8 protein-coding genes and 3 pseudogenes are annotated in these 13113 nt (G+C 65.7%); 6 read left to right on the top strand and 5 right to left on the bottom strand.

Annotated elements, in window-relative coordinates; translation table 11 throughout:
* Window positions 1-228 precede the first annotated feature (228 nt).
* Both ACSKB9_RS06840 and ACSKB9_RS06835 read left to right on the top strand, forming a co-directional pair.
* On the top strand, window positions 229-1023 hold the full coding sequence (locus tag ACSKB9_RS06840; protein WP_438072160.1) for an SDR family NAD(P)-dependent oxidoreductase: 795 nt from the start codon (window positions 229-231) through the stop codon (window positions 1021-1023).
* 6 nt (window positions 1024-1029) lie between these two features.
* Window positions 1030-1320 (top strand): annotated as a pseudogene (locus ACSKB9_RS06835) (DUF1330 domain-containing protein); the annotation flags it as partial.
* 109 nt (window positions 1321-1429) lie between these two features.
* Here ACSKB9_RS06835 and ACSKB9_RS06830 read toward each other — a convergent pair.
* From ACSKB9_RS06830 to ACSKB9_RS06820, 3 genes are all read right to left on the bottom strand, one after another.
* A complete protein-coding gene (locus tag ACSKB9_RS06830) occupies window positions 1430-2557 on the bottom strand; it encodes a hypothetical protein (RefSeq protein WP_438072158.1) in 1128 nt (375 codons plus the stop codon).
* Between the two features lie 53 nt (window positions 2558-2610).
* Entirely contained in the window at window positions 2611-3690 is a 1080-nt protein-coding gene (locus tag ACSKB9_RS06825) for a phosphotransferase (protein WP_438072156.1), read from the bottom strand.
* Between the two features lie 188 nt (window positions 3691-3878).
* Entirely contained in the window at window positions 3879-4892 is a 1014-nt protein-coding gene (locus tag ACSKB9_RS06820; RefSeq protein ID WP_438072154.1) for a zinc-binding alcohol dehydrogenase family protein, read from the bottom strand.
* Between the two features lie 118 nt (window positions 4893-5010).
* On the opposite strand from ACSKB9_RS06820, the pseudogene ACSKB9_RS06815 reads away from it, so the two are divergent.
* Window positions 5011-5390, top strand: a pseudogene (locus tag ACSKB9_RS06815) (winged helix-turn-helix transcriptional regulator).
* Between the two features lie 352 nt (window positions 5391-5742).
* On the opposite strand, the pseudogene ACSKB9_RS06810 reads toward ACSKB9_RS06815, so the two are convergent.
* Window positions 5743-7342: pseudogene (locus tag ACSKB9_RS06810) on the bottom strand (OprO/OprP family phosphate-selective porin).
* A 345-nt stretch (window positions 7343-7687) separates the two neighbouring features.
* Between ACSKB9_RS06810 and ACSKB9_RS06805 the strand changes: the two are divergent.
* Together ACSKB9_RS06805 and ACSKB9_RS06800 are read left to right on the top strand one after the other, a co-directional pair.
* Window positions 7688-9046, top strand: coding sequence for a DegQ family serine endoprotease (locus ACSKB9_RS06805; protein ID WP_092090135.1), 1359 nt, complete (start codon window positions 7688-7690; stop codon window positions 9044-9046).
* Window positions 9043-10377 (top strand): replication-associated recombination protein A, encoded by a 1335-nt coding sequence (locus tag ACSKB9_RS06800; RefSeq protein WP_438072152.1) that lies wholly within the window; start codon window positions 9043-9045, stop codon window positions 10375-10377. Before ACSKB9_RS06805 ends, ACSKB9_RS06800 begins: the two co-directional genes overlap by 4 nt.
* 244 nt (window positions 10378-10621) lie before the next feature.
* Here ACSKB9_RS06800 and ACSKB9_RS06795 read toward each other — a convergent pair whose 3' ends face one another.
* Complete coding sequence (locus ACSKB9_RS06795) at window positions 10622-11539, bottom strand: alpha/beta hydrolase (RefSeq protein WP_246786891.1); 918 nt, start codon at window positions 11537-11539, stop codon at window positions 10622-10624.
* 167 nt (window positions 11540-11706) lie between these two features.
* Here ACSKB9_RS06795 and ACSKB9_RS06790 point away from each other — a divergent pair, with 167 nt between their 5' ends.
* The gene (locus ACSKB9_RS06790) at window positions 11707-12999 is read left to right on the top strand and encodes an RluA family pseudouridine synthase (protein ID WP_438072150.1); all 1293 of its coding nucleotides are present in this window, start codon (window positions 11707-11709) and stop codon (window positions 12997-12999) included.
* The last annotated feature ends 114 nt before the right edge of the window (window positions 13000-13113 follow it).

Below are 13113 nucleotides of genomic sequence, written 5' to 3'. Positions count from 1 at the left end.
ATCCCCGTCGTCGGCCTCGCGAAAGCCAGGACCCATTACCCCAACTGCTCATTGTTGCACGGCGATGGGGCAACGGTCGCGTTCACAATCGAATGCGGTGGTAATGGGTCCTGGCTTTCGCCAGGACGACGTCGTCTTGTGTACTGTCTTCCTCACGCATCGGTGAGATGCAATTGCGGCGCTGCATGCCGCGCCCGATATGTCCGTCGACATCAATGGAGATGACAGATGAAAATCGACCTTTCCGGAAAGACTGCGCTGGTGACCGGCTCGACTGCGGGCATTGGCAATGCCATCGCAAGGGGGCTGGCCGAGACCGGCGCCGAGGTCGTCGTCAACGGCCGCGGTCAGGCCAAGGTCGATGCCGCGATTACCGCGATCACCAAAGCGGTACCGGGCGCGAAGCTCCGCGGCATTGCCGCCGACGTCTCGACCGCGGCGGGCTGCAAGGCGCTGCTCGCGGCGCTGCCCGAGGTCGACATCCTCGTCAACAACGCCGGCATCTTCGAGCCGAAGACGTTCTTCGACATTCCCGACGAGGACTGGAGCCGCTTCTTCGAGGTCAACGTGATGTCGGGCGTCCGGCTGTCGCGCGGCTACATGCAGGGCATGCTGAAGCGCAACTGGGGCCGCATCGTCTTCATTTCGTCCGAGTCGGGCCTCAACATTCCGACCGAGATGATCCACTACGGCATGACCAAGACCGCGCAGCTTGCGATCGCGCGCGGCCTCGCCGAGCTGACCAAGGGCACCGCCGTGACCGTCAACTCGGTGCTGCCCGGACCGACCATGTCCGAGGGCGTCGAGACCTTCGTCAAGGATCTCGCCAAGCAGAACGGCCAATCGGTCGAGGAGGCGGCCTCCAACTTCGTCAAGCAGCACCGGCCGACCTCGCTGCTGCAGCGCTTCGCCAGCACCGCGGAGATCGCCAATCTCGTGGTCTATGCCTGCTCCAAGCAGGCCTCCGCGACCAACGGCGCCGCGCTACGCGCCGAGGGCGGCATCGTCAACACCATCGCATGAGCCCGCATGCCGGCCTATGTGATTTCCGAGGTCGAGATGCGGGACGCCGCGGCATTCGAGGCCTATCGGACGCTGGCGGCGAACACCATCGCGCAATATGACGGGCGCTACGTCGTCCGAGGCGGCGCGGCTGAAGTGGTGGAGGGCGGCCCACCACCGAACGCGATCGTCATCGTCGAATTTCCGACCATGGCGCGTCTGCGCGAATGGTACGCGTCACCGGAATACGCCGAAGCGTTGAAGCTTCGCGCAACCGCGCTGGAGCGACGCCTTCTGTTCGTCGAGGGCGTGCCGCCGATCTACGAGCTTTTCCCGTTCCGATGGAATCGGAACGGGGCTCTAGATTCTCGTTTTGACGCGTTTTCTTCACGCGAACCGGTATCCACTTCGCTCGAAAACGCTCTAGCTATCCCTTCGCGCCGTCCAGGAATTCGCCGAAGCCTGCGGGACGGTAGGGACCGAAGCAAATCTGCTCCAGCACGCCAATTCCGGTCTGGCCGCCCTGGCGGGCGCGCACCACCTGCTGTACGTGCACGTTTTCGCGGGCCAGCGGGTCGAGCGTCGATGGATCGAACGACTCGCCGCCGATCTCGAGCTCGCCCTTCCACATGCCCTGGCCCCACTGCGGATGGCCGTAGCCGAGGCCCTTCATCTGGAATTTGAGGATCGGGTCGAGTGCGATGGTCGTGGTGTGGCCGTCGATATCGACGAGGTCGATTTCAGCCGACTGCGCCAGCCGGGTGTTCGGCACGTATTCGACGCGATGCCGCGCGGTCGCCATGCGGCGGTCGAGGCCGTCGACCACGCCGGGGATCTCGGCCTCGCTTCGGTAGAGCGGCGCGGTGATGCCCTCGCGGACCAGCGCCTCGCCCTGCGTCCCGTCGAAGAAGATCGCGTGCGAGATGTGGTCGTCCCAGACCAGCGGCGCCCAGAGGAAGAACACGCTCGGCGGCGGCATCGGCGCGCCTCCGACGTCGCGTTCGCCGACATTGCGCACGCCCCAGGAGCGATCCTTGGTGCCGTAGCAGGTGCGATCGTCGACCTTGATCCCGCCATCGGGGTGGCTGATGACGCCGCTCCAGCGGCCGAACTGGTCGAACCGGGTCGAATCCATCGCGCGGCGGTCGCCCGACCAAAGCGTCTGGCGCGCTTCCTGGATCGCGGCGGTGCGCGCGGAGAAGGTCAGGTCGCAGGCGAGGCCCGTCGCATTGTCGTCGAGCACGACCCGGGTCCGCAGCATCGGCTCGAGCACTTCGAGCCTGAACGGACCGACCTGCATCTCGGTGCGCTCGATCGGGGCCCGCCGCGAACCGTAAAAGCAGTGCTGCCGTCCGCTGCGTTCCACGACGCTGAAGGCGCAATCGAGGATCTTGCGGTGCGGGTAGATCGCAATGCCGATCCCGAAATAATACGCGCCGTCGGCGGTGTAGCCGTTGAACCAGGTCCGGTCATAGACATTGCGGTCGCTGGTCGAGGGAACCGCGATCGGCTCCGGCGTCTGGTGGATGGGGAAATCGTCCAGTTTGTTGAGCACGCCGATCCCTTTCGATGTCCTGACGCGTTGTATCCACTTCGCTCGATAGCGCGTCAGTCTTGCCAGTATGAAAAACTGTCGTGGTCCAGGGCTTGCGCGCAGGCGCCGCGGGTCATTTTCAGGAACAGCGCGTCGCCTCGCTCGGAGCGCTGGACGCTGAGCGCGGAGACGACGCCCATCATGATGCCGTGCAGCGTGTAGCGCCGATAATCCCGCCAGCAACGATCCCACTCATAGTCCCGCACGCCGCGCCGGATCAGTTCCGAATGATAGAACCGCACCAGGTCGGCTTCATGAAGCCGCCGTTCGATCGGGTCGATGCCGGCCGAGAGGAAATAGGCGACGTCGACGATTCCTGGGCCCACTGTCAGCGTCTGCCAGTCCAGCGTCGCCATCGGATGGGTATTGCCGCGGACGTCGAACAGCATGTTGTCGAGCCGGAAATCCGCGTGCTGCAGCGTTCGCGGCGCCGATCGATCGGACTGGTAGCGCAATAGCGCGTCCGGAAGCCGGTCGATCAGATCAAGGAATTCCGGCTCGATTACGCCGCGATATCGCTCCTTGTAGTGACCGATGATGCCGGGCAGCACCGCGCGAAGGTCTCTGCGTCGGCTTGCGGCCATCACGAAGCATGGCACCGCATCGAGGCTCGGGTCATTCCATCGCGGCGCATGCAACGCCGCGGCCTCGGTCATGGCCATCTGGCAGTCGGCGATCGCGCATCCGGCGAGCTGATCGCCCGGACGTGCGGGCGCGAGGTCCTCCAGGATCAGGGTGAAGTCGTCGGTCGCCGGATCGATTTCGGCAAGAATCGGCCGGGGCGTGTGAATGGCGACGGTGGCGGCCAGCTCGCGATAGAACGCGACCTCGCGGACGTAAAGCGTGTGCGCGGAACCGGAGCGGCGGCTGTCGGGATCTGCGGCAGGGAATTTGCCGACGACGCTCAGGGGAGCGTTCGGCTCGTCACCGTCATAGGTCAGACGAAATCGATAGCTGTCGCCGACGAGGCCATTGCCGACTGGCTTGCAGGCGAGATCGACGACCCTGACCTGGTCGATCACACCGGCTTCGCGCAGCGCCCGCGTCATCCACTCCGGATCGATCCGCGACGGATCGGCCGTGAGCAAACTCATCGGTTTCCTCCCATCCCCGTGGGCGTCACCACCGCTCCGGCTGCGTCCTGCGCGGCCGGATTGAGGACGGGGTGATCGTTGCGCAAATCATACAGGCGCTGGCGGCTTTGGCAAAAGCCACCCGCCGGCCTGTGGGGATATCATGCCCGGGATGTTGCCTGGGCATGAGGAAGCGGACGTGAGGAGCCTTACCAGCCCTCGAGCACGATCTTGCCGCGTGACTTGCCGCTTTCCAGCAGAGCGTGGGCGCGCTTGAGGTTGGCGGCGTTGATGGTACCGAAGGTCTGGTCGAGCGTGGTGCGCAGCACGCCCTTGTCGATCAGGTCGGCGACATCGTCGAGCAGATGATGCTGCGCGATCATGTCGGGTGTCTGGAACGAGGAGCGCGTGAACATCGATTCCCAGTGCACCGAGACCGCCTTGCCCTTGAACGCGGCGACGTTGAATTCCGGCGGATCGTCGATCAGGCCGAACTTGCCCTGCGGCGCGATGAAGTCGGCGATCGATTTGTAGTGCTGGTCGGTGAAGGTGAGGCTGGCGACGAGGCTGACCGGCGGCAGCCTGAGCTTCTCGATCTGCTCCTTCATCGGCTGCGAGTGATCGATCACCGCATGGGCGCCGAGATCGCGGCACCACTTTTGCGACTCCGGCCGCGTCGCGGTCGCAACCACGGTCAGCCCGGTGAGGCGGCGCGCAAGCTGGATCAGGATCGAGCCGACACCGCCGGCGCCGCCGGTGATCAGCAGCGTGCGCGGATCGAGGCTCTTGCCCGGCACCGCGCCGAGCCGGTCGAACAGCAGCTCCCACGCGGTGATCGAGGTCAGGGGCAGGGCGGCGGCCTGCGCGAATGACAGCGACGCCGGCTTGTTGCCGACGATGCGTTCATCGACCAGATGAAATTCCGAATTGGTGCCCTGGCGCAGGATCGAGCCCGCGTAAAACACCTCGTCGCCGGGCTTGAAGAGCGAGACGTCGGGCCCGACCGCGTCGACCACGCCGGCCGCGTCGAAGCCGAGGATCTTGTATCCGCCGTCGGTCGGCGCCGCGCGCTTGCGCACCTTGTAGTCGACCGGATTGGCCGAGATGGCCTTCACCGCGACGCGGATGTCGCGCCCCTTCGGCTCGGGCTTGGCGATCTCGAAATCGACGAGCGAATCCGCCGCCTCGATCGGCAGCGATTTTTGGTATCCGACGGCCTTCATGCCTGGTCTCCGTGGTGGGCGATTGCCTGCCGATTAACTGTCGCGCTGGCGTCCATTTGGCAAGTACTGTAAAAACAGGGAACTAGTCCCTGTTTGTATACTATTGGGAAAATACTGCATGAAACGGAAGAATTTCGCGCGCCGGCCGGGCTGCGCGGTCGAGGCGGCGCTCGACCTGATCGACGGCAAGTGGAAGGGCGTGATCCTGTATCATTTGCAGGCCGGCACCCAGCGCTTCGGCGAGTTGCGACGGCGGATGCCCGGCATCACCCAGCGCATGCTGACCAAGCAGCTGCGCGCGCTCGAGGACGACGGCCTCGTGATCCGCAAGGTCTATGCCGAGGTGCCGCCACGGGTCGAGTACACGCTTTCCGAACTCGGCGAGAGCCTGCGCCCGGTGATCGATATTCTGAAAGCCTGGGCGAGGGCCATCAGGAGCGGCTGTCCTGCGCGCCGGCGCCGGAGGTCATTGTGAAGAAGTCGAAGCGCGCGGCCTGAAAGCATGTTCGCGCGACGCGCTCCGCTTCACCTCGCCCTGCGTGCGGGGAGAGGCATAGGCCGCCTACGGCGGCCGTTCTCAAGAACGCCGAAGCGGTGCTTCGGCTATGACGCATCGTCAGATGCGTTCCGGGTGAGGGGGAGTCTCAGCAAGCGCAGCTGCTGCCGAATGCGCGGAGAGGGCCCCTCACCCCAACCCTCTCCCCGTAAGAACGGGGAGAGGGAGCGCGGCGCCGTCCTGGTCAATATTCGACCGATCTCATTCAGCTAGAAACGCGTGAACCAAACGCTCGATGAAGACGGCCGGAGCGATGCCCCGGCCGTCTATGAGTTGGTCTCAGCTCCGATCAGATCAGAACGCAACCTGCGTGCGCAGCGCGACCGCGTCGAACTTCGAACCGACGTCCGCAGCCGAGGTCGCCGAGGCCTGCTTGGCGATATCGCCGTGCAGATAGTTCAGCATGAAGCGGACGTTGTTGTTGACGTACCAGTTCAGCGCGGCGGTGTAGACGGTCTGCCGTCCACCCGCGATGCCGACCGCCTGCGCGATCTGATCGTTGAGGTCCATCGTGCTGACGCGGCCGGCGATTTCCCAGGCGCCCCAGCCGCCGCCCGCGAGCGAGAACGGATGATGCGGCTTGATCCCGCTATAGGAGGCCGTCGCCGGGTTGTAGGCGTGGTTCTCGCCGGTCAGCACATAGCCGACCTGCGCGTAACCGCCGTCGAACTTCAGGCTCGGCGCGCCGAACGGCGGCAGTCCGGTGTTCGCGGAGCGATCGACATTGAACCAGTAATATTCGCCCTGCGCGATGAACGGGCCATAGGTCGCCGCCGCCTCGACGCCGTAGACCTGCGCGCCGGAGACATTGGCGATCGCACCGGTCGAGATCAGCGTGGTCGGATCGATGCGCAGCTCGGGCCGGTCGCTGAGCGTGAGCGTCTGCGCCTGCGTGAGCTGGTTGCGCGGCGGCTGCACCAGCCATTCCGCATCGGCGCCAATGTGCACCGAATAATTCTTGCCGCTGATCGGATTGCCGGCGACGCGGATGACCCCGCCATACTGCTCGGACGTGCCGGCCGGCGAGGCGGAGGACGCGGAGTGGATGGCGCCCGACGTCGGTCCGGTGACATAGCCGCCGATCCAGAACTGGTCGTTCCACCAGCGGGTGCCGGCGGCCGAACGGAAGTCACCGGCGGCGATGTTCTGTGCGATGATGCCGACCGAGGCGCGCTCCATGAACAGGATGTCGTTGGAGCTGGTCGCTTCGTCGAGTGTCCACGGCACGTCCATGATGCCGCCTTCGATCGCCATCTTGCCGCCGAACGGCTTGAAGCCGGTGTAGCTCAGATACGCGTTCTCGATGCCCGAGGTGCCGCCGCCGGGCAGCGATCCCGGCGCCGCGCCGCCGAAGCCGTCGGACGAGCCGCCGAAATCGTAGATCAGCGAGTAATTCCAGTCACCGAAGAACTTGCCGACGATGCCGATGCGCGCGCGGCGGACGTTCTCGCCGCTGTCGAGCTTCTGCGGTGAGGTGCCTGCGGTGTTCGGGCGATAGTCGTAGCCGCCGACATCCCAGTGCACGCGGCTCGTGATCGCAACGCAGTTCTGTTCGTCCGCGGTGCAGATCGTTCGGCCGGTTGTTCGGCATCGTCACCACGACGCCGGACGGCGCGACCGGGCCCTTCACCGGGATCGCGGCGTTGGCGGTCGCCACCCGCGCGGCCTTGGCATCCGCCGCCTTCGCATTGGCGTTTGCGCTGGCTGCGCTTGCGGTATTGGCGTTGGTCTGCTTCTGCAGTTTGTCGAGCTTCTGCTCGAGCATCTTCAGCTGCTGCTTCAGCAGCGCGATCTCCGCATCGCTGCCGCCTCCGGCCGATTGCGAATAGGCCGGCGAGGCGGCAAGCGCCCCTGCCAGGCCTATGGCGATTGCACTGACTTTTGTTGCACCCATTGTGCACCCCTGTTGTGTTTGAATTCCCCACTCACTCACTGAACGGTCCTAGGAGCGTATCGTGACTGACGCACGACAGTGCTTCCGGGCATCGCAGTTCCGCTTGTGGTCCGCAGGCAACAAGCGGAGCGGCGCAGTGAGATGACAGCCATCATAGAAGCTTGGCGGCGCGCTTCAACGCGGCCGCTGCGGGTTGTGCACCGGTACGGCGGGGGGCCAGTTATCCGGCCGGGCGCCCTTCAATTGCCCGGCGAACACGCCTATATTCCGGCGTTTCCACGAGAGGTGAGAATGCTCCGACCTGTCCGCTTTGCTGCCGTATCCGCTCTGTGCACGTTGGCCTTCATGGGGAATCTTTCCGCAGCCGCGGCCCAGGACCGCCGCGTGCCGTCCTCGCAGGCCGAGCTGCAATTGTCCTATGCGCCGATCGTGCAGCGGGTGCAGCCGGCGGTGGTCAATGTTTACGCCGCCAAGACCGTGCAAAACCGCAATCCATTCCTGGACGACCCGATTTTTCGCCGCTTCTTCGGCGTGCCGGGACAGCAGCCCGAGCAGATGCAGCGCTCGCTCGGCTCCGGCGTGATGGTCGACGGCTCCGGCCTCGTAGTCACAAACAATCACGTGATCGAGGGCGCCGATCAGGTGAAGGTCTCGCTCGCCGACAAGCGCGAATACGAGGCCGAGATCGTGCTGAAGGACAGCCGTACCGACCTCGCGGTGCTGCGCCTGAAGGACACCAACAAGGAGAAGTTCGCGACCCTCGACTTCGCCAATTCCGACCAGTTGCAGGTCGGTGACGTCGTGCTCGCGATCGGCAATCCGTTCGGCGTCGGCCAGACCGTGACGCACGGCATCATCTCGGCCCTGGCGCGCACTCAAGTCGGGATCACGGATTATCAATTCTTCATTCAGACCGACGCCGCGATCAATCCCGGCAATTCCGGCGGCGCGCTGGTCGACATGACCGGCCGGCTCGCCGGCATCAACACTGCGATCTTCTCGCGCTCCGGCGGCTCGCAGGGCATCGGCTTTGCGATCCCCGCCAACATGGTGCGCGTCGTGGTGGCCTCCGCCAAGAGCGGCGGCAAGAATGTGAAGCGGCCATGGCTCGGCGCGCGGCTGCAGGCGGTGACGCCGGAGATTGCCGAGACGCTCGGGCTGAAGCTGCCGTCTGGCGCGCTGGTCGCCAACGTCGCGCCGAACAGCCCGGCGGCGAAGGCCGGACTGAAGCTCTCCGACCTGATCGTCGGGATCGACGGCACGCCGATCGACGATCCCAACGCGTTCGACTACCGCTTCGCGACGCGTCCGCTCGGCGGCAACGCGGAGATCGAGGTGCAGCGCGCCGGCAAGCCGGTGAAGCTCACCATACCGCTGGAGACCGCGCCCGACACCAACCGCGACGAGATCGTGCTGACCGCGCGCTCGCCGTTCCAGGGCGCGAGGGTCGCCAACATCTCGCCGGCGCTGGCCGACGAACTGCATCTCGACGCCGGTGCCGAGGGCGTGGTGGTGACTGATCTCGCCGGTGACGGCACCGCGGCCAATGTCGGCTTCCAGAAGGGCGACATCATCCTCGCGGTCAACAACGAGAAGATCGTGCGGACCAGCGACCTCGAGAAGGCATCGAAGACGGGGACGCGGGTCTGGCGCATCACGCTGGTGCGCGGCGGCCAGCAGATCAACGTGACGCTCGGCGGATGAGCCCCAAGCAACCGCGAGAGGCCGGCAACCTCTTTGCTGCGGCGGGGATGGAGCAGGACGCGCCGCACCCGCTGCCGGACCGGCTGCGTCCGCGCACGCTGGCCGATGTCATCGGCCAGGATCACATCCTCGGCCCCGACGGCGCGCTGACGCGGATGCTGGAGACGCGCACGCTGGGCTCGCTGGTGTTCTGGGGACCGCCCGGCACCGGCAAGACCACGGTGGCGCGGCTTCTGGCCGACGCCACCGAGCTGCATTTCGAGCAGATCTCCGCGGTGTTCTCCGGCGTCGCCGATCTCAAGAAGGCGTTCGATGCCGCGCGTGCACGCCGCGAGACCGGCAAGGGCACGCTCCTGTTCGTCGACGAGGTGCATCGTTTCAACCGCGCGCAGCAGGATTCCTTCCTGCCCGTGATGGAGGACGGCACGGTGGTGCTGGTCGGCGCCACCACGGAGAACCCGTCCTTCGAGCTCAACGCGGCGTTGCTGTCGCGCGCCCGCGTGCTGGTGTTTCACTCGCTCGATACGGCGGCGATCGAGAAACTGTTCGCCAATGCCGAGAAGATCGAGGGCAAGCCGCTGCCGCTCGATGCCGAAGCGCGCGCCGTGCTGGTGCGGATGGCCGATGGCGATGGCCGCGCCTCGCTGACATTGGCCGAAGAGGTCTGGCGCGCCGCCCGCAAGGGCGAGGTATTCAACGCCGAGCAGTTGCAGGCCATCCTGCAACGCCGGGCGCCGATCTACGACAAATCGGCCGACGGCCATTACAATCTGATCTCGGCGCTGCACAAGTCGGTGCGCGGCTCCGATCCGGATGCGGCGCTGTATTATCTGGCGCGCATGTTCGATGCAGGCGAGGATCCGCTGTTCCTGGCGCGGCGCGTGGTGCGCATGGCGGTCGAGGACATCGGCCTTGCCGATCCGCAGGCGCTGGCGGTCTGCAACGCCGCCAAGGATGCCTACGACTTCCTCGGCTCGCCGGAGGGTGAGCTTGCGATCGCGCAGGCCGTGGTCTATCTCGCCACCGCGCCGAAATCGAACGCGGTCTACACCGCGTTCGGCGCGGCGATGCAGACCGCGAAGCAGGGCGGCTCGCTGCTGCCGCCCAAGCACATTTTGAATTCGCCGACCAAGCTGATGAAGTCGGAGGGCTACGGCTCCGGCTATCAATATGATCACGACATGCCGGACGCATTCTCCGGCCAGGACTATTTCCCGGAAGCGCTGGGCCGCCAGACCTTCTACGATCCGCCCGACCGCGGCTTCGAACGCGAGATCCGCAAGCGGCTGGATTACTGGCAGCGGCTGCGCAAGGAACGGGGCGGGAGCTAGAGCAAGACGAGATTGGGCCGCGGCCGCGAATAGCGTGCGTTCCCACCTGCGGCGCGGGCAGGGAACGCTTGCGTAACTTCGGAATATTAGAAATATATTCCTGATTTGCCCGACGTGTCAAGTTGCTTGGTGCCACGTTGCTTGGTGCCACGCCGATCGCCGCCGGCTCCTTTGCATGGGGTTGTTTTCGATATTTTGCCAGCGCCCGCTGCGACGGCCCATAACTTGATAGTGCTTGAGCGCATCACTTGACGCTCTTCACGAATTCCAGGATCTCGTCCGTCAGGCGTGTGTCCGGCGTGTTGATCGCATAGACCTCCGACATGTGGCTGTGCTGCGGCAGCATGAAGCTGCGGGCGCAGCCGCTCGGCCGCTTGCAGTTGGCCTGCTTCATGAGCTCGAACTGCTCGACGAAGCGCGGCGGATCGAGCTCCGCCGCCGTGATCAGGAACGGGATCGGGCTCGCGACCAGCCCTTGCAGCGAGGAGCGTTCGGCATAGCGCGAGGGGTCGGAGCCGTAATAGGCGAGCTCGGCGTCGCCGGCCGGCGAGGCCGTCAGATCGTAGATGCCCGACACCATGATCGCGCCGGCAAGTCCGCCGCCCTTCACCTTGTGGAATTCGCCATGGGAGACATAGCTCGCGACATGGATCGCGCCGGCCGATTGGCCCATCAGGAAGATGCGCCTCGGCTCGCCGCCGCGGGAGGCGATGTTTTCCGCAACCCACTGCACGATCGCACCCATGTCCTCCGGGCCTGCCGGCCACGGAAAGGCCGGCGCGAGGCGATAGGTGGCATTGACGCCGACGAAGCCGTTCTTGACCGCCCACAGCATGATGTTGTCGTAGAACGGGCTGCCGGGCGCGCGCTTGTTGCCCGCGACGAAGCCCCCGCCATGGATGTAGATCAGCACGGGTCGTGCGGGCGCCGCCGTCTCCGGCGTGAACACGTCGAGCAGATGCCGGTCGGCGGGGCCGTATTTGAGGTCGCGCTCGACCTTGACGCCCTGATAGGGCTCCTTCTGTTGCAGCGGCGCGTAGAGTGCAGCGGTCTTGGGCGGGTCGATGACGCGGCCGAGTTCCAGGAGCTTCCAGGCCAGATCTTCCGGCATCGCGGCTTCGGGCATCGGACTTTGCTGGGCGAGCGCAGGGTCCGTGAGCATCAGGGCCGCCGCCAAAGCCGATATCGCCAGTCTCATTCCAGGGCCCCCGTCGATTGTCGTATGCGGCCGAACATGGCCGATGTTGCACCGGATTCACACCGATTTCGCCGTGACGATTCGCGGCATTTGCGCTAGGCACAATGCAGGTCTGGAGCCGAAAAATCACCATGAGCCGCCGCATCAAGAGAACCACATCGCCGGGCGACCGCGCCAAAGGGCGCGACAAGGGCCGCGACCGCGACCGCGCCGGCGATCGTGGCAAGGATCGTGGTAAGGATCGTGGCAAGAGCGGATCGGCGGAGCGCACCCGCAAGCCGGACGATCGCAAGTTCGGTGAGCGCAAGTCTGGAGACCGTCCGTTCGCGCATCGTGCGGCCGGAAAGCCGCCGCGCTTTGCCGAGTCGCGTCGCGACCGGCAGGAGCGGGCTGAGCCCGCCGCTACGAAGCCCGCGGCCGAGCAGCCGCTGCCGACCAAGGTGCAGACCGTCGTCGTCACCGCCGACGAGAACGGCATGCGCGTCGACCGTTTCCTCGAGGCACGCTTTCCCGGCCTGTCGTTCTCCCATATCCAGCGCATCGTCCGGAAGGGCGAGCTCAGGGTCAACGGCAAGCGCGCCGATTCCAAGGACCGGCTGGAGGAGGGCCAGAGCGTGCGCATCCCGCCGCTGCGGCTCGATACGCCGAAGACATCAGGCACGCTCTCCGAGGCCGAGGCGAAGACGCTGCAGGCGCTGAAGGACATGACGCTGTACGAGGACGACGACGTGCTGGTGCTGAACAAGCCGGCCGGTCTCGCCGTGCAGGGCGGCTCCGGCATGACGCGCCATGTCGACCAGATGCTCGAGGTGATGCGCGACGCCAAGGGGCAGAAGCCGCGGCTGGTGCATCGGCTCGACCGGGAGACCTCCGGCTGCCTTCTGGTCGCCAAGACGCGTTTCGCCGCCACGCATCTCACCGGCGCATTCCGCCATCGCTCCGCGCGCAAGATCTACTGGGCGCTGGTCGCCGGCGTGCCGAAGCCGAAGCAGGGCCGCATCTCGACCTATCTCGCCAAGGAGGAGAGCGAGGAGGACAGCATCATGCGGATCGCGGAGCATGGTGACGAGGGCGCGAGCCACGCCGTGACCTATTATGCCGTGGTCGAGACCTCGGCGACCAAGCTCGCCTGGGTCTCGCTCAAGCCGGTGACCGGCCGCACCCATCAATTGCGCGCCCACATGGCGCATATCGATCACGCGATCGTCGGTGATCCCAAATATTTCAACAAGGAGAACTGGCAGCTGCCCGGCGGCCTGCAGAACCGGCTGCATCTGCTCGCCCGCCGCATCGTGATTCCGCACCCGCGCGGCGGCGTGATCGATGCCACCGCGCCGCTGCCGCCGCACATGCTGCAATCCTGGAATCTGCTCGGGCTCGAGGCCGACCGCTTCGACCCGATCGAGAACGCGCCCGAGGAGTGACGGGCGGGACGCGGCCTCCAATATCCGTCGCGGACAGCAACAACGATCAAACGGCTCCGCGCTTTGCGGCTATCCTCGCGCGCCGGCCTTTGCCGGCCTGCAACGGAGACCCTC

Source organism: Bradyrhizobium sp. BR 1433, from assembly GCF_051547665.1.
Classification (GTDB): Bacteria; Pseudomonadota; Alphaproteobacteria; order Rhizobiales; family Xanthobacteraceae; genus Bradyrhizobium; species Bradyrhizobium australafricanum.
Note: the sequence above shows the minus strand (reverse complement) of the source record. Positions and strands in the feature narration are given on the sequence as shown.